The sequence below is a fragment of the Azospirillum halopraeferens DSM 3675 genome, assembly GCF_000429625.1.
GTDB classification, from domain to species: domain Bacteria; phylum Pseudomonadota; class Alphaproteobacteria; order Azospirillales; family Azospirillaceae; genus Azospirillum; species Azospirillum halopraeferens.
Window position 1 is genome coordinate 278455 of the sequence record NZ_AUCF01000004.1, and the last position, 21246, is coordinate 299700.

The following is a 21246-nucleotide window of genomic DNA, read 5'->3' on the forward strand; positions in this document are numbered from 1 at the left end:
GGGGTTCACCCCCACCAGCTCACGCCGAAGGCCAGCGCCCCGCCGGTCAGCAGCAGGGCCAGGACGACCAGCAGCCCGTCGCGGGCCACCAGGGCGAGGGCCAGCAGGGTGACCGCCGCCCCGATGACCGAGGCGAGGAAGGGCAGCACCTCCAGGAACGGCACCGTCAGGGCCAGCAGGACGCACAGCGCCGGCACGATCAGCGCCGTGCGGCCCTGCACCAGGGCGGTCAGCCGCGGCCGGAAGAGCCGGTCGGCGACGCGGGCCGCCGGCAGCAGGAACCCCATGGCCCGTTTCAGCCTGTCCCGGTCGACCGAGCGCGCCGCCACCAGCCGCGGCAGCCACAGGCGCTGCCGCCCCAGCAGCATCTGGCCCGCCACCAGCAGCACCAGCGTCGCGCACAGGGTGGGAAAGGTGGGAATGCCGCTCAGCGGCGACAGCATGATCACGCCGGGGACCAGCAGCAGGGGCCCGAAGGAGCGGCGGCCGATGGAATCGGCGATGTCAGCCACGCTCACGGGGTCACCGGCCTCGGTGTCGCGCACGCGGATCAGAACGTCTTCCAGGGATCGTGGCTCGTCCTGCGGTTCGCCGTCAGCCATGGCCGGTGACTCCCTTCCATCCTCGATCAGTCCGCCGATCCCGTCGCCGGAGCGTCCGCCTCCGCCAGGAAGTCGCGGATGTGGTCGGTAAGCTGTGCGTACTCCGGCAGGTCGGCGTTGGACTGGCAGCAGGCCATGTGGCCGCGGTCGGACTCGATGTACACGACCCGGCTGTCGGGAATGGCCTCGTCCATGGTGCGGGCGTGATGCTCCGGGAACAGGCGGTCGCTGGTGACGTGGACGATCAGCGTGCGGGCGCGGATGCGGCCCAGCGCCTCCTCGACGGTGCCGCTTCCGGCCGAGACGTCGTGGCTCTGCGCCGCGCGGTAGCGGTACATCCAGTCGGTGGCGTCCCAGCTCTCGGCCCAGCCGCGCCCCATGGAGCGCAGCAGCCACGCGAAGGAGTCGTCGTCCGTCACGCCGTTCAGGTGGGCGTCGCTGTAGAGCCAGGGCTGGAACACCATTCCCGCCACCTGCAAACCGTCGGTGGGGTTCGTCTCGTAATCCCCGCCGTTCCAGGCGGGGTCGAGCTGCATGGCCTCCACCATGGTGTCGACGATGCCGCCGTAGAGCCGGTCGGACAGCGGCGCGCCGGCGATCACCAGCAGGGAATCGACGAAGTCCGGGTATTGCAGCCCCCATTCCAGGGCCTGGAAGGCTCCCATGGACGCCCCGCCGACCGAGACCAGGCGGTTGACCCCCAGGCCGGTCAGCAGCGCATGCTGGGCGTGGACCAGATCGCGCTGGGTGTAGCGGGGGAAGCCGGTGCCCCGGTCGTCCGACGGCTTAGACGAGTCGCCGCCGCCGATGGCGTCCACTGCCACCACGTAATAGCGGTCGGTGTCGAAGGCGCGGCCGGGGCCGATGTACGCGGCGTAGCTGTCGCGGCCGCCGCTGGTGCCATGGGTGACGAGGATGGCGTTGTCGCCCGCCTCGTTCAGGGTGCCGTAAGCGTCGTAGCCCACGGCCATGGACTCGATGGACTCGCCGTTCTCGAAGGTGAAGGCGCCGATGTCGTGCACGTCCGCGGCGGCGGGCAGGGTCCAGGCGGTCAGGAGGAGGGCGGCGGCGAGGTGCGGTCGGATCGGCGCGGTCATGGCAGGACTCCATTGTTGGCGGCCGCCGCGGTATCGGCGGTCAGGACGGCGCGGCATTGCGGGTGGCGCGGTGCCGCCGGCCGGGTCGCCACGGCGGGCGGCGCCGGGCCGAACCACGGGTCGAGAGCGGCGCCGCAGCCGTCGCCGGGCGGCGGCGGCGGTTGCGAGACGCAGGCGGCCTCGCCGGCGGGGCAGGCCAGGCGCACATGCATGTGATCGTCGTGCCCCGGCCACGGCCGCACCCGGCGCAGCCAGGACCGGTCGGCCCACGGCCGCTCGCACAGGTCGCGCTTCAGCGCGGGACCGACGAAGACCCGCGCCACCCGCGGGTCGGACGCGGTCCACCGCACCATCTCCGCATGGCCGAGGGTCCACAGGGCGGGATCGGGGCGCCCGGTCGCGGGATCGACGACCGGCGGCTGCTCCAGCCCTTCGCGGGCGGGCAGGGGCAGCCGCTCCGCCTCCACGCGGAACCAGATGTCCACGTCCAGGCCGGTCTGGTGGCTGACGTGGCCGCTCGCCATGGGACCGCCGCGGGGCTGCGCCATGTCACCGACCAGCAGGGTTCCCATGCCCATGGCCGCGGCGGCGCGGCCCAGGTCGCGCACGAAGGTGACCAGCTCGGGGTGGCCGTAGTAACGCCGCCGGTCCAGGTCCACGGCCTGATAGCCCTCGCCGTCGGGGGGCAGCGGCTCCGCCCCGGCGATGCAGCCCGCGGAATGGGCGCCGAACACCCGCGCCGGCCCCGGCGCCGGGCCGGGCACGGACGACCATTCATTGGCCGGCCCTTCAGTGGCCAACCGCTCAGTGGCCGCTGCCGTTCCGGCCGCCATCATCACCGCGCATCCCAGCGCGGCCAGAGCCTTCCCCGCCGTCGTCCGGTCCCTGCGATCCGCCATGCCCCGTGCTCCGTTGCCGTTTGTCCTCTCTGCCTCCGCAACAGCCGTCGGCGTCCGGTGCTCCGCCCGGTGCGGTTACGGCGCGGTCGAGGCCTGCGGCGCGTCCTCTCCCTCGGTTTCGTCCGGACGGGTCAGCGACAGCAGGTAGGCGATCAGGGCGTCCTGTTGGGCCAGGGAAAAGCCGGCCTCCTCGTCCACCCAGTGGCCATGGCCGGCGCCCTGCGTGCTGACCGCCGCCAGGCTCGGCTCGGCCCGGTTGGCGGCGACGACGCGGGCGCGCAGCGACCGGTCGACCAGGGCGCGCAGGCTGTTGCCGGGGTGGACCGGCACGCCGGCCAGCAGCGTGCCGGGCAGGCCGAGGTGCCGCTCCGGGTCCGGGCCCACGGCGACGCCGCCCTCGTGCAGGTAGGGGGCGGACCAGGCGAGGCCGACCAGCCCCTTGACCTTGTAGCCACCCTCGGTGTCGCCATGGGCCCAGCCGAGGCGGAGCTGCTCCAGCGCGTCCCCCTCCGGTTCGATGGGGATGGTGTGCGGCTGCGGCGGCAGCGGCACGGGCGTGTCGGTGGCGTAAAGGCGCGGCGGCGCCAGCGCTTTTTCGGTGTCGGACAGGGCGGCGGCGCGGGACGGGTCGGCGCCCACCTCGGCGGCCGGCAGCACCCGGTGGTTGGTGTAGCCGGGGCCGTCGTGGCAGGACGCGCAGCCCGCCGCCTCGAACACCTGCCGCCCCTCGGCGACCGTTGCGGCGGAGGCGGCGACCTGCTGCGGCGGCAGCAGCGAGTCCTGGAAGGCGGAGATGGCGCTGATGTGGTGCCAGGCCGGGTATCCGGGGACGCTGACGATCAGCCCGTCGCTGGTCAGGTAGTCGGCGGCGGGGTAGCCGGGCATGGGCACCATCCGGATGATGCCGGGCGTCCCGGGGTTCGGGTCGGCGGCCGCCAGCACCTCCGACGGCAGGCGCCCGTCGGCGGGGTCGTAGCGGAAATCGGCACCCGGCGCGTTGCGCAGAATCGTGGCGATGTACCGTTCACGGTCCATGCCGAACAGGATGGGGGCGTGGTCGGCCTGGGCGGTGGAATCGGTGTTCAGGGCGTGGACGTTGTTGTTCAGCACGTTCAGTCCGCGGAACGGGCCGATGGCGGCGAAGCCGGTCCAGCCGAAGGGATGATCGTAGGCGGTGAAGCTGTCGGGGATGTTGGTCGGGTTGGCCACCAGATCGACGGTGGGATCGAAGTTGCCCGGCGGCCAGGCCGCGAACACGGCGTTCACCGCCGCCTCGAACTCCTCCGGATCGGGCACCCGGTCGGGGTGCACGTCGGTGTGGGTGAAGTAGCTGGCCGAGTTGGAGGCCATGGCCAGCATCAGGCCGATGCGGATGTCGGCGTTGGGCGCACCCTCGATGACCCGCCCGCTGTCGGGGTCCACCGTGGAATGGCAGGCGGCGCACGTGATGCCGACGCGGAGCGCGCCGCGGTCGTAGATCACCTTGATGCCCAGCGGGAACAGGCCGCCGCGGGGAATGTCGAGTCCGGTGGACACCTCCGTGCCCGCCTCCAGCACCCGGTCGCCCAGCCGCAGCGGCTTGGCCAGGCGGATCTTCAGGTCGCTCGTGCCGGCGCCGCCGGTGGCCAGCACCCCGCGGACCACCGACAGCGGCGTCATGGCACCGTCGATGATGCCCAGAACGTCGGTGGCCCACACCTCGTTGCCGAAGGTTTCGCGGTAGAACGCCTCCCGCCCCAGGGCCAGGAAGTCCTCGTCCACGCGGATGGCGCCGTTGGCCGGCGACAGGAAGGCGCGGCCCTCCCCGGTCGCCATCAGGCGCTCGGCCTCGGCGTGGCCGACCGAGCGGCCCAGCACGTCGTAGGCGACGGTGTCCGGGCGGCGCTCCGGATTCACCAGGGCCGATTGGACCGGCATCGGGGCGTACTCGAAGCGCCCGAACGCCGCGACCGCCGCCACGCCCGCCACGACGACCACCGCCGTGATGCCCAGCCCCCTTTTCCAGCCCATGCCAACCCCCTTCTTACATTCCATGTGCCCTGCGGTGCCGGTTCTCACCGCAGAAAGTCGATCAGCAGGCGGTTGACCCGCTCCGCTTCCTCGTGCTGCAGCCAGTGGCCGGCGTCGGGAAAGCGCTCCACCCGGATGTCGTCGCACAGGGCGGCGGCGGCCCGCGCCAGCCCCGGTTGCAGGAACGGATCCCGCTCCCCCCACAGCAGGAGGACCGGCACGCGCACCCGCCGCCCCGGAGCGCGCCGGCCGAAGCGCAGGGCGCGGTACCAGGCGAGCATCCCCGTCATGGCGCCGGGCCGATCCCACGCCGCGCGGTACCGCTCCAGGTCGGCGGCGGAGAAGGTTCCGCGGCGGCTGGTGGCGGTCATCATCGGCCCGCCGAGGCGACGGACCAGGCGTTCGGGGATGACGGGAAGCTGGAAGGCCGCGACATAGGCGCTGCGCAGCATCTGGCCGGGATGACGCAGCGCGTACCGCGCCGCCGTCGCCGGGTGGGGGGCGTTGAGGATGGCGCAGCGCTCCACCCGGTCCGGATCGCGCAGGGCAAGCCACCACGCCACCACCCCGCCCCAGTCGTGTCCGACCACCCGCAGCCGCCGGCGGCCCGCCGCATCGGCCAGCGCCAGCACGTCGTCGGCCAGCCGGTCCACCGTGTAGGCGCGCAGGTTCCCCGGCTTGCCGCTCTGCCCGTAGCCCCGCTGGTCCGGCGCCAGCACGCGCAATCCCGCCGCGGCCAGCGGGCCGATCTGGCGGTGCCAGCCATACCGGGATTCCGGAAAGCCGTGCAGGAGGACGGTGAGCGGGCCGTCCGCGGGCCCGGAGGTGTCGACGTGAAGGCGCAGTCCCCCCGCAAGGCGGACCGTCTTCTCGTGAAGGTCGCCGTCGGCGCTGCTCATGGGAGTCCCGCTGGGTTGCGTGTCGGCGATCGCGTTCCCCTGTTGCAACGGTGCCTTCCGCCGACCGGTTCCCGGCCGGTGCGCCCGCGGGGCGGATGGTGCGGCTGCGGTGCAACGGGATGTGAATGGCTGGCCGTGATGCAACCGGCGGCGTTTGCGGGCGACCGGCGCAACCTTTTCCGGGCGAGCCGGTTGGGGAAAGAGCCCTCGGGCCGAACCGGCATGCGGGCCACGCCGCCGCCGGCAGCGCTTCGGCGGCCGGTCCGGACGCGGCGGTGGCCCGAACCATCGTCAGGAGGGACCTATGCTGTATTGGGCTTTTGCGTTTTTCGTCATTGCGCTGATCGCGGCTCTGTTCGGCTTCGGCGGCATTGCTTCGGCCGCAGCCGGCATCGCCCAGGTGATTTTCTGGATCTTCCTGGTCGTCTTCGTGGTCAGCCTGATCGTCGCGTTCACGCAGCGCCGCCGTCTGTAGCGGCGGCCGGCATCGATGCGCGGCGCAACCCGACGCCACCGGACAGAAAAGGGAGATGTCCCATGCGAACGATCACCATGACGGCCCTCGCCTCGGGCCTCATCCTGTCGCTCGCCGCTTGCGGCCAGACCATGGAACGGCGCGCCGCCACCGGCGGTATCGGCGGTGCGACCGCCGGCGCCGTCGTCGGCGGCCCGGTCGGTGCCGTGGTCGGCGGGGCCGGAGGGGCGGCTGCCGGCTCGATGATGGACCGTCCGGTCGACGAAGCCGTCGGCGACTGGACGGGCGGCACCGACGGCGGTGCCACGGCGGGCGCCACCGGCGTGTCCGGCACGGAACTGAGCCGTGCCGACGTGCGCAGCCTTCAGCAGGCACTCAACGCGGAAGGCCATTCCCTCGCCGTCGATGGCATCTGGGGCCCGAACACCCGCGACGCCCTGATCGGCTTCCAGCGGGACCGCGGCATCGACGCCACCGGCCGCCTGGACCGGCAGACCGTGGCGGCCCTGCAAACGGCCGGCCGCTGATACCCCGCCCTTTTATGAACGACGAGGAGACCTTCCGATGACGCGTTTCACGCTCCTGAGTTGCGCCGCCGCCCTGGCGCTGATGGTGCCGGCGGCGGCCGTCGCGCAGCAGACGGCTCCCGGGGCCGCCCAGACCGGGCAGGCCCAGACCGGGCAGGCCCAGACCGGGCAGACCCAGACCGGGCAGACCCAGACCGGACAGGCGCAACCCGATCAGCAGTGCCTTCAGCAGCTCCGCGAGCTTGACCAGCAGCTCGCCACCACGGGCTACGGCATGGCCGGACCCGGCGGCTACTGGACCCGCGGCACCGGCTACGGGGTGACCGGCGCGCCGGGTACCACGGCGCCCGGGGCCGCGGCGCCGGGCGGTACTGCGCCGGAGACCGCCGCAATGGCTTCGCCGCGCGGCGAGATGCGCACCCTGATGAGTGCCGGCTACATCCTGGCCATGGAGGGCTACAGCGACGGGTGCCGCTCCATCGTGTCGGCCGTCAGCGACACCCACGAGCGCTTCCGCGCGGCGCTCGAGTCCGGCGAGATGGATCAGGCTGCCATGCGCACCTGGCGTGAACGGCACCTGGCGGCGGCCATTCCGGTGGACCAACTGGAAAGCCCGATGAACATCGACGCCCTCATCGGCTCCGACGTGCGCAACATGCGCGACGAGGACCTCGGCGATGTGGCCGACGTGGTGCTGGGTCCGCAGGGGAACATCGAGTACGTGCTGATCGGCCGCGGCGGCTTCCTCGGCTTCGGCCAGGATCTGGTGCCCGTGCGCTGGAGCGACCTGCGCATGACGCCGACGCCCTACAGCGACACGCTGATCCTCGACGTGGCGGAGACGGCGTTCGAGAACGCCCCGGCCATTGACAGCGCAGACGTGCGGCAATTGACGCAGGGCGACCTCGGCCAGCGGATCGACCAGCATTGGGACCGCCAGCTGGCCGAAGCGCCGGCCGGCCGGCCGGCCGCGGGCGGCACCGGCTCCGGCACCGGGACGGGCACCGCACAGTAAGGCGCCCCGAACCATTGCCCTCCCTCCGGGGGTGTGTGATGCGCACACCCCCGGAGGAGCAACCGGCGCACCCGGCGTCGGCGGGGTGCCGGAACCGAGGCGCTCGCCGGGGAAAGCTCAGGCAATGCGGCAATAGAGGTCCCGCACGTTTCGCCAGTAATCGGGCTCCCGATACCGCCTGCCGACCAGCGCGGCGTTGTCCGCCCCGATGGTTGCCACGGCGTCGCGGTCGTCCGCCGCCTTGCGGATGGCGGCGGCCAGCGCCTCCGGATCGCCCGGTGGTACGACGATGCCGTGAATCCCGTCCTCGACGATCGACCCGCTGTTCGGGGTGGTGATGACGAAGCACCCCGCCGCAAGCGCTTCGAAGATCACGCGGGCCGAGCCCTCGCACAGGGATGGAAAGGCGAACACCTCCACCTCGGTGAGGAGCGCCGCCAGACGATCGCGCGGCAGAATGCCGTGGCAGGTCACGCGCGGGTCGCGCAGGAACGTGGCGTAACGGCCGGCAATCTCCGCGGGGATCGGCCCCACCAGGTCCAGTCTCCAGGCGACATCGCCGAGCGACTCCAGCGCGGCGAAGAGGACGTCCACCCCCTTCCGGCGCTCCACAAGACCGGCGAAGGCGATCCGCAGGTCTGGGCCGCGTGCCGGGCTGCGGGCCGGCAGCGTCGTAAAGTACTGATCCTCGACGCTGAGATACACCGTGTGGACGCGGTCTTCCGCCCAGCCCTGCGACAGCATGGTGTTGCGGACGAAGGCGGAGTTCACGACGACATGGTCCGCCTGCCCGATGTCGCGGGCGATGCAGGTCCAGAATCGCGACATCCGCGGAACCTCGCCCTTAGGCGGGAAACGCCCCTCGTTCCGTACGAGATACTCCACCAGCGCCGGATGCGCGATGGAATGGTCGCATAACGCCACCATGCCCATCCGCTTGGCGACGGGGACGGAACTTTGCCCGAATCCGGCCCGGTAATGATAGATCCGCGCCTGTCCGCCCGTTTCCAGCACAGCCTTCGCCGCGGCGCGGCCGTAGGCTTCGAAGGACGCGACGTTGACCCTGTCGGCGAAGGCGACACCCGAACGTTCCATCCACCAGGCAAGGATGCTGATGGCCTCGCTGACGGGGAAGGCGCGGATGCGCTCCGCCGGAATCCGGGGATCGCCGCGCCGGAGCAACCGCCCGCATTTGGGGTGATCGGCAGTCCCCGTCCAATCGACCGCCCGACGCACCGGGGCCGTGGGGTAGGCTCCGGTCAGGAACGAGGCCAACATTCCATCCGCTGCCGCATGCGCGGCCGCAACCGAGAGAAAGAACTTGTTGAACCCGTTTGAAACGATCACGCGGGGCCAACGGGAGTCGCGCAGGGCTGCGGTCATGGGCGGCGACCGGCGACCGGGACATGGCCTGTGGGGACATGGCCGGTGCGGCCCGGATTCATCGGGTCAATCTCCGTGAAGCGTCTTTCACCTGGTTGGCGAAGAGATACCCGTCCGACCGACCCACATCAATGGCAATGTTGCAGGCCAATGCCCGCGCCGCGGGAGATTCCGTGCGGACGGCGGGCAATCCCCTCTGACGGCAGGCGCCTCCGGCGGGAGCCGGGCTTCTACGCCACGTCGTCGCGGATGCAGGCGACGACGTGCCCCGGCGCCACCTCGCGCGGGGTGCGGGCGGCGGGTTCGGCGCAGGCGGGCAGGGCGTGCCGGCAGCGGGTGCGGAAGACGCAGCCCGAAGGCGGGTCCATGGGGCTGGGCACGTCGCCCTCCAGCAGGATGCGCTCGCGCCGGGCATCCGGGTCGGGCTCGGGTGCCGCGGAGAGCAGGGCATGGGTGTAGGGATGGCGCGGGTCGGCGTAGAGCCGGTCGGCGGGCGCCAGCTCCATGATCCGGCCCAGGTACATGACGGCGACGCGGTCGCTGACGTAGCGCACCACCGCCAGGTCGTGGGCGATGAACAGCACCGCCAGGCCCAGTTCCTGTTGCAGGTCGCGCATCAGGTTGACCACCTGCGCCTGGACGGAGACGTCCAGGGCCGACACCGGCTCGTCGGCGACGATGAAGTCCGGTTCCACGGCCAGGGCGCGGGCGATGCCGATGCGCTGGCGTTGGCCGCCGGAGAACTCGTGCGGGAAACGGTCCAGCGCGTCGGCTCCCAGCCCGACCTTCTCCAGCAGCGCCGCCACCCGGTCGCGCCGGTCGGCGCGGGTGCCGATGCCGTGGATGACCAGCGCCTCGCCGACGATGGCGCCGACCCGCTGGCGCGGGTCCAGGCTGGCGTACGGGTCCTGGAAGACGATCTGCATGCGCCGGCGCCAGGCGCGCAGGGCGGACTTGGACAGGCCCGTCACCTCCACCCCGTCGAAGCGGATGGAGCCGCCGGTCGGCTCGATCAGGCGCAGGATCGTGCGCCCCACCGTCGTCTTGCCCGACCCGGACTCGCCCACCAGCCCCAGCACCTCGCCGCGGCCGACGTCGAACGACACGTCGTCGATGGCCTTCACCTGTCCGACCGTTCGTTGCAGCAGCCCGCCCTTGACGGGGAAGTGCTTGACCAGGTTGCGGACCTCCAGCAGCGGCCGGTTCGCGTCACTCATGGCAGGTCCCTCCAGCGGCGGCAGCGCACGGCGTGGGTGGCTGTGACCGTCTCCAGCACCGGCTCGCCGGCGGTGCAGGCGGGTTCGGCGTAGGCGCAGCGCGGGGCAAAGGTGCAGCCCGCCGGCCGGCCGAAGGGGCCGGGCACGTTGCCGGGGATCGCCTCCAGCCGCGCCCCGCCGTGCGCCTGCCCCAGGCGCGGCATCGAGGCCAGCAGGCCGCGCGTATAGGGGTGGCGCGGCGCCTTGAAGAGGGTGCGCACGTCCCCCTCCTCGACGATGCGGCCCGCGTACATGACGGCGACCCGGTGGGCGATCTCCGCCACCACGCCGAGGTTGTGGGTGATGAACAGGATGGACGTGCCGGTGCCGGCCTGGAGCTGGCGCATCAGGTCGAGGATCTGCGCCTGGATGGTCACGTCCAGGGCGGTGGTCGGCTCGTCGGCGATCAGCAGGGTGGGGCGGCAGGCCAGGGCGATGGCGATCATCACCCGCTGGCGCATGCCGCCGGACATCTGGTGCGGGTACTCGTCCAGCCGGCGCGCCGCGGCGGGAATGCCGACCATCTCCAGCATCTCCAGCGCCCCGGCCCGCGCCGCATGGCGGTCCAGCCCGCGGTGCAGGCGCAGCACCTCGGCGATCTGCTCCCCCACGGGGTAGACAGGGTTGAGCGACGTCATCGGCTCCTGGAAGATCATGCCGATCTCGTTGCCGCGGATGCCGCGCATCAGCCGCTCCCCGGCGGCGGCCAGATCATGCACCGCGCCGTCGCGGCCGCGGAACAGGATGGTGCCGGCGGCGATGCGGCCGGCCGGGGCGGCGATCAGGCGCATGACCGACAGGCTGGTGACCGACTTGCCGCTGCCGGACTCGCCGACCACCGCCAGCGTCTCGCCGCGCCCGACGCGGAAGGACACGCCCTCCACCGCCCGCGCCACGCCGTCGTCGGTGGCGAAGCGGGTGTGCAGATCGCGCACGTCCAGGGTAAGGCCGGGGGGCATCGCCTCCGCTCCTGCCGCCCGGTCAGGGATTGCGTTCATGGCATCCTCCGCCGGTGTCAGCGGGTGCAGCCGCGGGCCGCCACCGGCCAGGTGTCCACCACCGTGCCGTTGCGGCCGACCACCACCGCGTCGTGCAGGTTGCTGACGACGCAGACGTGGTTGGGCAGGATGCGGATGCGCTCCCCGATCGCGGGGCGGGTGTCGCAGTCGGACAGGTCGACGACGCCGTGTTCTTCGTTCAGGCGGGTGATGACGGCGTCGGGGTATTCGAGGATGTGGCCGTACCCCTCGCCGACCGCCGCGGCGACCCTATCGGACGACAGCGTCTTGGACCCCGCGTCGATCACCGCGCGGGTGGCGGTCGGGCGGCTGACCACCGTGGCGTGGACGTGCAGGGCGCAGTCCTCCGGCGCCGCCACGCCGGCGCCGACGGTGGCGCGGTCATGATAGATGTAGGTGCCGACGCGCAGCTCGGTCGCCCCCTCCACCAGGTGGGCGTCCCAACAACCCGGCGTGCCGCCGATCGACACCGTCTCCACCGGAATGCCGGCCGCCTCGAACAGCGGGCGGGCGGCGGCCAGGAACGGCGCCGTCCGCGGACCGTGGGGATAGGTCATGAAGCCGCGGAAGGCCAGCGGGCCGTTGCCGTGGGCGCGCCGGGCCAGTTCCAGCGCCTCGTCCGCCGACTGCACGCCGCAGCGGCCGTCACCGGAATCGAACTCCACCAGCACGCCGATCTCCGTGCCGGCCAGGTGCGCCGCCCGGGCCACCGTCTCCAGGGCCACGGCGTTGTCCAGCGCCACCGTCAGCCGCGTCCGGGCGGCGACCTCCGCCAGCGGCGCCACCTTGGTGGCTCCGACGACGGGGTAGGTCAACAGGATGTCGGCGCAGCCGGCCTCGGCCATCACCCGCGCCTCGCCGATCTTCTGGCAGGTGATGCCGACCGCCCCCAGCTCAAGCTGGCGCCGCGCGAACGCCGGCAGCTTGTGGGTCTTGATGTGCGGCCGCAGCTTCAGCCCGTGCAGGTCGCAATAGGCCTGCATCTTCGCCAGGTTGTGCTCGACCCGGTCCAGGTCGATGACGGGAACCGGTGTGTCCAGCTCGTCGACGCGCATGGTGATGGCCTCCCTCGTCTCGGGTTACGCCGCGCCGGGAAGAACGGCGATGCAGTCGATCTCCACCTGGATGTCGTTCAGCAGGCAGCCGACGGTGGTGCGCGCCGGCGGCTGGTCGGGGAAGAACTCGCTGTAGATCGCATTGTACTCGCGGAAGCGGGCGAGGTCGGTGAGATAGGCGTTGACCTTCACGACGCGGGACAGGTCGGTGCCGGCCGCCTGCAGGATGATCTCCAGGTTGCGCAGCGTCTGGCGGACCTCGCCGGCGAAGTCGGCCGGCTTCTCGCCGGTCTCCGGGTGGTGCGGCCCCTGGCCGGACACGAAGACGAAGCCATTGGCGACGATGGCGTGGCTGTACTGGCCGGCCGGCTTCGCACCCTTGTCGGCGAAGATCGCCGTGCGATTGGACATGGTGTCTCTCACTGTTGCGTTCTTCCGTTGCGGGTCAGCACGCGCCCGGGGCGCGCGCCGGTCGGGGTCCCGGCGCGCAGCACGAAGGCGCCGGAGACCAGGACGTCGGTGATGCCGCGGGGCGGCAGCGTGGGGTTCTCGAAGGTGGCGCCGTCGGCGACGTCGTCGCCGAACAGCACGAGATCGGCGACCATGCCCGGACGCACCAGGCCGCGGTCGGCCAGACCGAAGCGCTGGGCCGGCACGGCGGTCATGTGGCGCACCGCCTCCTCCGGGCCGGGGCCGCCGCACTCGCGCCGCATGGACGCGAGATAGCGCGGGAAGCTGCCGAAGGCGCGCGGGTGCGGCCGCCCGCCCTCGCGCGGCAGCCCGTCGGAGCCCAGCATGTGCAGGGGGTGCGTCAGCACCGCCCGCAGGTCCCCTTCGTCGAGCTGGAACATCACGATGTTGGTGCGGCCGCGGTCGGCGATGACCAGCCCGGCCAGCGTCTCGAACGGCGCCTCGTCGCGCGCCGCGGCGATCTCGGCCAGGGACAGCCCCTCCATGGCCCGCAGGGCCGGCTCCGACACGCCGCCGATGCGCACGTTCTCCCAACCGATCAGCCGCACCTTGGATTCCCAGCCGGGATCGTTCGGGGCGTCGCCGTCCTCGACGGCGCGGCGCAGGGCGGTGCGCTCCCCGGCGTCGGCGAGGCGGGCGAGCAGGGCGTCGGTGCCGCCGGCCTGGGCCGAGGGCGGCAGGAGCTGCAGGATGGTCGAGGAGCCGGCGGGGTACGGGTACATGTCGGTGCTGACGTCGATGCCGTCGCGCCGCGCCGTCTCCAGCCGTTCCAGCGTGCGCGGCAGGCTGCCCCAATAGGGGCGCCCGGCGGCCTGGAGATGGGACAGCAGTCCCGCCGCCCCGCCCGCCTTCAGCAGGTCCAGGAACTCCTCCACCGAGGCGGTCAGCCCGCCTTCGTAGGAACGGATGTGGGCGGCCAGGAGGGCGCCGTGCTCCGCCACCACCTCGGCCAGCCGCACCAGCTCCGCCCGGTCGGCCCAGGCGCTGGGCGGGTAGACGAGGCCGAGGGACAGGCCGTGTGCGCCCTGGCGCAACTGCTCCGCCAGCAGGGCGGCCATGGCGTCGCGCTCCGCCGCGGTGGCGGCACGCCGCTCCCAGCCCATGACGGCCAGGCGCAGGGCGGCGTGGCCGACCAGGGACACCATGTTGATGGCGCCACCGTCGACGGCCGCCTTGTAGGCGCGGAAGTCGGTGAACACCTCGTCGTCGGCCACGGTGCCCAGCAGGCCGGCGAAATGGTCGCGCAGGTGCGGCGGTGCGGCGGGGTCGCGGGGGTACAGCCCGAAGGAGCAGTTGCCGACCACCACGGTGGTGACGCCCTGCGCCACCTTCTCCGCCCGGTCGGGCCGGCGCAGGAAGACCAGATCGTCGTGGGCGTGGGCGTCGATGAAGCCGGGGGCGAGGTAGCACCCGGCGGCGTCCGCCACCGTGGCGCCGTCGGGTGCGTCCAGGCGCGGACCCACGGCGGCGATGCGATCACCGGCGGTCAGCACGTCGGCGCGGAACCACGGCGCGCCGGTGCCGTCGACGACCCGCGCCCCGCGGATCAGGACGGGGGGATGGCTCATCACGTCACCTTCTGCAGGCGGGGGTCCAGGGCGTCGCGCAGGCCGTCGCCGACCACCTGGAGCGACAGAACCGTCAGCACGATGGCGATGCCGGGGAACAGCATCAGCCAGTCCGCCTGGCGGACGTACTGCTGGGCGCCGGCGATCATGTTGCCCCAGGTCGGCGTGGTCGGCGGCACGCCGACGCCGAGGAAGGACAGCGCCGCCTCGGTCAGGATCGCGTAGGCGAAGATGAATGTGGCCTGGACGATGATCGGCGACAGCAGGTTGGGCAGCACGTGCACCAGCACGATGCGCGGGGTCGAGGCGCCGAGCGCCGTGGCCGCTTCCACGAAGGGCAATTCGCGCAGCACCAGCACGGCGGCGCGCACCACCCGGGCGACGCGGGGCGTGTAGACGATGCCCAGGGCCAGCACCACGTTGAACAGCGACGGTCCCAGCGCGGCCATGAAGGCGATGGCCAGCAGGATGTCGGGGAACGCCATCAACGCGTCGGTGAAGCGCATGAACAGCCCGTCCAGCCGGCGGACGTAGCCGCCCAGCAGGCCGATCGCGGTGCCCAGAACGGTGGCCACCACCACCACCAGCGCCCCCACCAGCAGCGAAAGCTGCGCCCCCAGCAGGACGCGCGCCAGCACGTCGCGCCCGAACTCGTCCGTGCCGAACCAGTGGGCCGCCCCCGGCGCCTGCAACCGGTTGAGGATGGCCATCTTCATGGGGTCGTAGGGGGTGATCCACGGGGCCGCCACGGCGCAGGCGACGATCGCCGCCAGCAGGACCGCCGCCACCAGCACCATGCGGCGGCGGAACAGGCGGCGCAGCAGCAGCGCCAGCGGCGACCGGCCGCGGGGGGCCGCCGGTCGGGGGGCCGGACCGGGCGCCGAACCGGTGGCGGCGGGCGGGGCGCCGGCGGCGGGCAGGCTTGCCATGACGGCCTCCCTCAATAGCGGATGCGCGGGTCGACGGCGGCGTAGAGCAGGTCGACGGCGAGGTTGATCAGGACGTAGAGGCCGGACACCACCAGAAGCGCCCCCTGGATCACCGGGTAGTCGCGGCGCAGCACGGCGGAGACCACCAGGTTGCCCACGCCGGGCAGGCTGAACACCGTCTCGGTGACGATGGCGCCGGCGATCATCACCGCGGTGGTCAGGCCGATGACGGTGAGGATCGGAATCATGGCGTTGCGCAGGGCGTGCTTCAGAACCACGACCCGCTGCGGCAGCCCCTTGGCGCGGGCGGTGCGGACGTAATCGTCGCCCAGCACCTCCAGCATGCTGGTGCGGGTGAAGCGCAGGATCAGGGCCGAGTTGGGAATGCCCAGGGCCACCGCCGGCAGCACCAGGTGGTGCAGCCGCTCCCCCAGCGTGGCGTCGGGCGGCCCGTAGCCGGACACCGGGAACCAGGGCAGGTCGACCGCCAGGTACTTCATCAGCGTCAGGCCGATCCAGAAGCTGGGGATGCTGGCGGCCAGCATGGCCAGCCCGACCGCCACCTGATCGACGGCGCGCCCGCGCGCCACGGCGGAGACGATGCCCACGGGCACCCCGATCAGCACGGCAATGCCCACCGCCATCAGGGTGAGGAAGGTGGTCAGCTCCGCCCGTTCCCACAGGGCCTGCGCCACGGGACGGTCGAGGAAGATGGAATGGCCGAGGTCCAGCGTGACGATCTGCTTCAGGTACAGCACGAACTGCACGGCCAGCGGCTCATCCAGGCCGAGGCGGGCGCGCAGGGCCGCGATGTCCTCCGGCGTGGCGGCGGCGCCGAGCATGACGGCGGCCGGGTCACCCGGCACGACGCGGGCGATCACGAAGACCACGGCCGCGACGATCAGCATCACGGCCAGCATCCCGCCCATGCGGCGGACGACGTAGACGAGCATCGCGAACGGTTCCCGATGGATGGGCACGGTGTGCCGGGCGGGGGCGCCGGGTTCCCGGCCCGGCGCCCCCGCGGGCGGACGTCACTTCGCCAGTTCGGCGTTCCAGAAGAACGGCCAGGGCATGGGGGTGTATCCCTTCAGCGCGGTGCCGGCGGCGGCGAGGTTGTAGAACTCACCGACCTTGATGGTGGGAACCTGCGTGTAGAACAGGGTTTGCAGGTCGGCCCAGCGGGCCCGGCGGGCACTCGGATCCATCTCCGTGTTGAAGGCGGCCAGCGCGGCGCGCTTCTCCGGCGTGTCCCACCAGCCCGGATAGGCGGGGTTGACGAAGGTGATCAGCGACGGTTCGGGCACGAAGGTGTGATAGGTGAAGAAGGCGTCCCACGCCTTCTCGTCGCCGCGGCGCTGCACCAGCGTCGCCCAGTCCAGCACCTGCAGGTCGACGTTGAAGCCGGCCTGCTGCAGATGGGCCTGCGCCACCAGGCTCATCTTGTAGAGGAAGTCATACTGGGTGGAGGTGAGGATGCGGATCGGCTCGCCCTTGTAACCGGCCTGCTTCAGCAGATCGCCGGCCTTCTTCGGGTCGTGCTGATTGTAGCCCGCCGCGCTGGCGGCGTCGTGGAACGCCGTGCCGGGGGCGTAGATCGAGCCTTCCAGGGCGAAGAACGCGGGGTCGCCGAAGGCGGCCAGCATCATCTCGTTCGGCGACAGGGCGGCCAGCACCGCCTGGCGCACGGTCTGGTTGGCCGTGACCGGGGTGCGGGAGTTCATGATCATCAGCGGGAAGCCGAAGGGCTTCACCATGATCGGCTCGACGTTGGCGCCCTGCTTCAGGCGGCCCAGCATCTCGGTGGGCAGGCTGTCGGCGAATTGGTACTGGCCGGCCAGCATGCCTTCCACGCGGGTGGTGGCGTTGGGCACGGGCACGAAGCGCACCTCGCCGATCTTCGCCTCACGCCGGCCGCCGTAGCCGTTGGGCTCCCCCTCGGGCGAGGCGTAGGCGTCGAAGCGGACCAGGCGGATGTACTGGTCGGGGCGGTGCTCCAGCAGCCGGTAGGGGCCGCTGCCGACCAGCGCCTTCAGCGGGTTGGCGCCGTCGACCACCTCTGACGGGACGATGGCGGCGGCGCCGTTGTTCATGGCCAGCAGCGCGGTCAGCGGCGCGAACGGCTCCTTCAGGGTGATGACGACGGTGGCGTCGTCGGCCGCCGTGATGGAGTCCACGATGGGCGCGGTGGTCTTGCCGCGCGGCGATACCTTGGTCCAGCGCTCCAGGGACGCCACCACGTCGGCCGCGGTCATGGCGCTGCCATCGTGGAAGGTGACGCCGGTGCGCAGCGGGATCGTGTAGGTCCGCCCGTCGTCCGACACCGTCGGCGCCGCCGCGGCCAGCAGCGGCGTCAGCTTCCACTCCCCGTCGAAGGTGTAGAGCGTCTCGAACATGTGCTGGGTGATGATGCTGACCAGATCGGAGGTCACGCCGACCGGGTCGAGGGTCGGCGGCTCGCCGATGGTCGCCACCGTGACGACGGAGCCGGAGGGCGCAGCCTGCGCCCGGGCCGGCTGCCCGGTGACGGGCGCCGCGCCGATGGTCAGCGCCGCCCCGACGGCGGCGATGGAGAACGCGCGTCTGCTGATCAGGTTCATGATCTCCCCCTGTTTGTTGGGTCCGTCCGTCTCGGCCACAGTGCCGGGCCTATCGGAATGTCCGATATTTCGGACTGTGTTCTTGTATCTCGGACAAGAGAACGGTATACTGGACAAAGGATGGCGGCAAGTCCAAAACGATGCCGGCAGCGGACAGGGGGAATCGTTGACCATCGAACAGGCCACCGGACGGGCGCGCGGCATCGACCGCGTCATCGCCATTCTCGATTATCTGCACCAGCGGCGCGGGCCGGTGCGCATCGCCGACATCGCCCGCGACACGGGCACGCCGCGTTCCACCATCTACGAGATCGTCAACCGGCTGGTGGACGCCCATTGGCTGGAACCGCGCGACGGCGACGGGACGGTGTTCTTCGGGCCGGCCATGCATTTCTACGGCAGCGCCTACCTGGAGGGCGGCGACCGTATCCGTGCCGCGCGGGGCGAGGTGAAGCGGCTGGTGGAGCAGACCGGCGAGACGGCGCAGTACTGCACGCTGGAGGGTGACAAATACACCGTGGTGCTGAACGAGCCGGGCAGCCGCACCTTCCGCATCAGCTCCGACGTGGGCGTCAAGGTACCCATCCCGTGGACGGCCTCGGGCCGCCTGCTGGTCGACCATCTGGCGCTGGAGGAGGTGAAGGCGTTCATCCCGCCCGACGACTTCGTCCTGCCCGACGGCCGCGTCACGGCGCCGGAGGACTTCGTGGCCGAGGTGGCGCGGGCCAAATCCGCCGGCTATGCCCGCACCACCGGGCTGGTCGACCGCTTCACCACCTGCCTGGCGGCGCCGGTGCGCGACGTCGGCGGACGCTGCGTGGCGACCATCTGCCTGGTCGTCCCCGCCGACACCGGAGAGGACGACCTGGCCGCCATGATCGAGGCGTTGCGCGCCAGCGGCCGCCGGCTGTCGCTGGCGTGACGGAGCATCAGGCGAGGTCGAAGATCAGCACTTCGCCGCCGTCGCCGGTGCCGGTCAGGTCCAGGCGGGCGGTGCCGGTCACCGCGGCGCCGTCTCCCGGACCAAGGTCCACGCCGTTCAGCGTCACCGTACCGCGGGCCACCTGGACCCAGGCGCGCCGGCCCGGCCGCAGGTCGAGCGCGACGGTGTCGCCGGGCGCCAGCAGGGAGGCGTAGAGGTCGGCGTCCGCGTGCACGGTCAGGCTGCCGTCGCGGCCGTCGCGCGACGCGACGAGGCGGGCGGTGCCGCGCCGTTCGGCGGCGGGGAAGGTCTTCTGCTCGTAGCCGGGTTCCAGCCCGCGCCGCTCCGGGATGATCCAGATCTGCAGGAAGTGCACGGGCGCGTCGGGCGCGTGGTTGAACTCGCTGTGGGCGATGCCGGTGCCGGCGCTCATGCGCTGGACGTCGCCGGGGCGGATGACCGAGCCGGTGCCCAGGTTGTCCCGGTGTTCCAGCGCCCCGTCCAGCACGTAGGAGATGATCTCCATATCCCGGTGCGAATGGGTGTCGAAACCGGCACCGGGGGCCACGCGGTCCTCGTTGATCACCCGCAGCGCCCCGAAGCCCATGTGCCGCGAATCATGATAGTGGCCGAACGAGAAGGAATGCCGGCTGTCCAGCCAGCCGAAATCGGCGAGTCCGCGGTCCGCGGCGCGGCGGACGACGATCGGGCCGGAAGCGGTGGTGTGCATGATGCTCTCCCCGGTGCGGGTTGGTCTGACCGGAAGATAGTCGTTGCCGCAGCGCGATTTAATATTGCGATTCCGGATCATATTGTCCCTGATCTTGCAATAATGCCGGAAGCCCTTTCGGGCACAGGCGCGCTGCCCTAGCATCCGATCCATTCCTGCGCACAAGCGAAGACCACCGCAATGCCACGCTCCGTTCCCCTCATCGAGATTGCCCGGCAGGTTGCCCGAGAGCTGAAGCGGGGGCGTCCCGGATCGTCGGTGGCGATGGCCGTGACGGTGGCCCAGTCCCGGCCGGAGCTGGCCGATGCGCTGGTCGAGCTGTTCGCGACGGAATCCCGGCGGGAGCCGCCGGACGGCCCGGTGCTGGATGCCATCCTGCTGATGGTGAACGCGGCGCTGGAGGCGATCGGGATCGATGCCGAGAACGGGGACCCCGATGCGATTGCCCGTGTCGCGACCCTGCGCGCCGGCGTGCTGGATCTTGCGCAGGAAGAAGCGTTCGACACCCGGGCGCTGGTCAGCCTGGCGGGTGCGTTCTCCGCCGCCCGGCTGGATCTCGGCGACGCGCTGCACCACCACCTCGCCGCACGGCTCGACGCGGCGGGTCCGGAAGCGTCGGTTCCGGGGGGGCCGGAAGCCCTGATCGGGCACCTGACCGAACTGGCCGCGGAGGCCGGCGACGTGTTCATCTATGCCGCCCAGCTCCGGGATCTTATTGCCGCCGTGCCGTCGGCGCAGCGCGGTCCGTTCGCCGTGGCCACCTTCGCACCGGATGTGGAGATTCTGCGCGAAGCCGTCCTGGCCTGGCTGTTCGAGTCCGCCGCGGACACCCGTGCCGCCGTGGTCGCCTTGCTGGGCGATGCCGTGCGCAGCGGCCAGGTGTCCGGCACCATGCTGCGGCGTCTGATCATGGCCCGGACCTGGCTGCCCGAGGGGGAACGCCCGGCGGTCGATGCGGTGATCGCCGCGGCCCGCTCCCGCGGAGTCTCGGTGGAACCCCTGGCGCCGGCCAAGGTGCAGACCGTATATGCCACGGGCGTCGACGGGGCCGGCGCCCAGTCGCTGTTCATCCTCGTGCGCGAGGGGCGGCGGTACGCCGTCGCCGCGATTCTGGTGAAGGCGGAGCACGGGATCCGGGACGCCTGGGTGCAGCACGGCGGCACCAGGCGCGACGCCGAATCCCTGCTGGCGCAGGTGGCCGAGCAGGTCGGCCTGCTGCCCTCCGGCATCGGCTATGCGGAGACCGTGATGGCCCACGCGCTGGCCGTCAACGCCGCCAGCGGCGAACTGCCGCCGTTCGGGCTGCTGGATGTGGTGGAGAGCGCGGGCATCGCGACGCTCCGGCCGCAGGACGCGGACATCCCCGCGCTGGTGGACTCGCTGTGCGCGGCGCTGCCGACCCGCTGGCTGGGGCCGGAGGGGGACGCACCGCTTCTGGCGAGCAGCGGCTCCTGGCCGAACATCTATCCTTTCGTGTCCTCGTGGTTCGAGGACGACCCGGCTGTCGCCGCGGCGCTCACCGGCCGCACGCGGATCACCGCGAAGGCGGTGTCCGACGTTCTCGACCGGGTGTTCGAGGTGCGCCGCGCCAGGTGGGCGGAGCGGATGGCGTGGATCGCCCTGGCCATGAAGGAGGCGCCGGGCGGCGTCGACTGGGCGGCTTTTGCCGTGACCGCCCGCGCGCTGTTGGCGGGGCGGCCGCTGCGCGACATACCCATCATGACCGCGATCGCCCGCCTGTCGGCGGAGGTCGCCATCCGGCGGGGGCGCGAACGGGCGCGTCCGTAGA

Annotated in this window: 20 protein-coding genes; 5 read left to right on the top strand and 15 right to left on the bottom strand. The window is 72.0% G+C overall.

Annotated elements, in window-relative coordinates:
* Positions 1 to 5 precede the first annotated feature (5 nt).
* The 5 genes from G472_RS0105000 to G472_RS0105020 all read right to left on the bottom strand — a co-directional run bounded on the left by G472_RS0105000 (position 6) and on the right by G472_RS0105020 (position 5507).
* The gene (locus G472_RS0105000; protein WP_029007494.1) at positions 6 to 602 is read right to left on the bottom strand and encodes an exopolysaccharide biosynthesis protein; all 597 of its coding nucleotides are present in this window, start codon (positions 600 to 602) and stop codon (positions 6 to 8) included.
* 26 nt (positions 603 to 628) lie between these two features.
* Positions 629 to 1699 carry an alpha/beta fold hydrolase gene (locus tag G472_RS0105005; protein WP_029007495.1) on the bottom strand — a complete coding sequence of 357 codons (1071 nt, stop codon included), beginning with the start codon at positions 1697 to 1699 and terminating at the stop codon, positions 629 to 631.
* The gene (gene mepA / locus G472_RS31340) at positions 1696 to 2598 is read right to left on the bottom strand and encodes a penicillin-insensitive murein endopeptidase (RefSeq protein ID WP_051340440.1); all 903 of its coding nucleotides are present in this window, start codon (positions 2596 to 2598) and stop codon (positions 1696 to 1698) included. The genes G472_RS0105005 and mepA overlap by 4 nt, the downstream gene beginning before the upstream one ends.
* A gap of 75 nt (positions 2599 to 2673) precedes the next feature.
* Positions 2674 to 4608 (bottom strand): hypothetical protein, encoded by a 1935-nt coding sequence (locus G472_RS0105015; RefSeq protein WP_051340441.1) that lies wholly within the window; start codon positions 4606 to 4608, stop codon positions 2674 to 2676.
* A gap of 44 nt (positions 4609 to 4652) precedes the next feature.
* On the bottom strand, positions 4653 to 5507 hold the full coding sequence (locus G472_RS0105020) for an alpha/beta fold hydrolase (RefSeq protein WP_029007497.1): 855 nt from the start codon (positions 5505 to 5507) through the stop codon (positions 4653 to 4655).
* Positions 5508 to 5811: 304 nt separating this feature from the next.
* Here G472_RS0105020 and G472_RS37920 point away from each other — a divergent pair, with 304 nt between their 5' ends.
* The 3 genes from G472_RS37920 (at position 5812) to G472_RS36755 (ending at position 7524) form a co-directional block, all read left to right on the top strand.
* On the top strand, positions 5812 to 5982 hold the full coding sequence (locus tag G472_RS37920) for a DUF1328 domain-containing protein (protein WP_029007498.1): 171 nt from the start codon (positions 5812 to 5814) through the stop codon (positions 5980 to 5982).
* A gap of 62 nt (positions 5983 to 6044) precedes the next feature.
* Positions 6045 to 6509 (top strand): peptidoglycan-binding domain-containing protein, encoded by a 465-nt coding sequence (locus G472_RS37925; RefSeq protein WP_084536451.1) that lies wholly within the window; start codon positions 6045 to 6047, stop codon positions 6507 to 6509.
* A 37-nt stretch (positions 6510 to 6546) separates the two neighbouring features.
* Positions 6547 to 7524 carry a PRC-barrel domain-containing protein gene (locus G472_RS36755; RefSeq protein WP_051340442.1) on the top strand — a complete coding sequence of 326 codons (978 nt, stop codon included), beginning with the start codon at positions 6547 to 6549 and terminating at the stop codon, positions 7522 to 7524.
* A gap of 117 nt (positions 7525 to 7641) precedes the next feature.
* Here the strand turns inward: G472_RS36755 and G472_RS0105040 are convergent, their stop codons facing one another.
* The 9 genes from G472_RS0105040 to G472_RS0105080 all read right to left on the bottom strand — a co-directional run bounded on the left by G472_RS0105040 (position 7642) and on the right by G472_RS0105080 (position 17805).
* Entirely contained in the window at positions 7642 to 8799 is a 1158-nt protein-coding gene (locus G472_RS0105040; RefSeq protein ID WP_211100138.1) for a glycosyltransferase family 4 protein, read from the bottom strand.
* A 338-nt stretch (positions 8800 to 9137) separates the two neighbouring features.
* Positions 9138 to 10124 (bottom strand): ABC transporter ATP-binding protein, encoded by a 987-nt coding sequence (locus tag G472_RS0105045; protein ID WP_029007500.1) that lies wholly within the window; start codon positions 10122 to 10124, stop codon positions 9138 to 9140.
* The gene (locus G472_RS0105050) at positions 10121 to 11161 is read right to left on the bottom strand and encodes an ABC transporter ATP-binding protein (protein WP_425387972.1); all 1041 of its coding nucleotides are present in this window, start codon (positions 11159 to 11161) and stop codon (positions 10121 to 10123) included. Before G472_RS0105050 ends, G472_RS0105045 begins: the two co-directional genes overlap by 4 nt.
* A gap of 17 nt (positions 11162 to 11178) precedes the next feature.
* A complete protein-coding gene (locus tag G472_RS0105055; protein WP_029007502.1) occupies positions 11179 to 12237 on the bottom strand; it encodes an alanine racemase in 1059 nt (352 codons plus the stop codon).
* A gap of 24 nt (positions 12238 to 12261) precedes the next feature.
* Positions 12262 to 12648 (bottom strand): RidA family protein, encoded by a 387-nt coding sequence (locus tag G472_RS0105060; RefSeq protein ID WP_035691090.1) that lies wholly within the window; start codon positions 12646 to 12648, stop codon positions 12262 to 12264.
* Positions 12649 to 12656: 8 nt separating this feature from the next.
* The gene (locus G472_RS0105065; protein WP_029007504.1) at positions 12657 to 14276 is read right to left on the bottom strand and encodes an N-acyl-D-amino-acid deacylase family protein; all 1620 of its coding nucleotides are present in this window, start codon (positions 14274 to 14276) and stop codon (positions 12657 to 12659) included.
* Positions 14276 to 15205 (bottom strand): ABC transporter permease, encoded by a 930-nt coding sequence (locus tag G472_RS0105070; protein ID WP_029007505.1) that lies wholly within the window; start codon positions 15203 to 15205, stop codon positions 14276 to 14278. Before G472_RS0105070 ends, G472_RS0105065 begins: the two co-directional genes overlap by 1 nt.
* 11 nt (positions 15206 to 15216) lie before the next feature.
* Complete coding sequence (locus G472_RS0105075; RefSeq protein WP_029007506.1) at positions 15217 to 16158, bottom strand: ABC transporter permease; 942 nt, start codon at positions 16156 to 16158, stop codon at positions 15217 to 15219.
* A gap of 81 nt (positions 16159 to 16239) precedes the next feature.
* Positions 16240 to 17805, bottom strand: coding sequence for an ABC transporter substrate-binding protein (locus G472_RS0105080; RefSeq protein WP_051340500.1), 1566 nt, complete (start codon positions 17803 to 17805; stop codon positions 16240 to 16242).
* Positions 17806 to 17971: 166 nt separating this feature from the next.
* Between G472_RS0105080 and G472_RS0105085 the strand changes: the two genes are divergently transcribed.
* Positions 17972 to 18727 carry an IclR family transcriptional regulator gene (locus G472_RS0105085; RefSeq protein WP_029007508.1) on the top strand — a complete coding sequence of 252 codons (756 nt, stop codon included), beginning with the start codon at positions 17972 to 17974 and terminating at the stop codon, positions 18725 to 18727.
* A gap of 7 nt (positions 18728 to 18734) precedes the next feature.
* Here G472_RS0105085 and G472_RS0105090 read toward each other — a convergent pair whose 3' ends face one another.
* Complete coding sequence (locus tag G472_RS0105090; protein WP_035691091.1) at positions 18735 to 19457, bottom strand: pirin family protein; 723 nt, start codon at positions 19455 to 19457, stop codon at positions 18735 to 18737.
* A gap of 180 nt (positions 19458 to 19637) precedes the next feature.
* Between G472_RS0105090 and G472_RS0105095 the strand changes: the two genes are divergently transcribed.
* On the top strand, positions 19638 to 21245 hold the full coding sequence (locus G472_RS0105095; protein WP_156927000.1) for a hypothetical protein: 1608 nt from the start codon (positions 19638 to 19640) through the stop codon (positions 21243 to 21245).
* Position 21246: the final 1 nt, after the last annotated feature.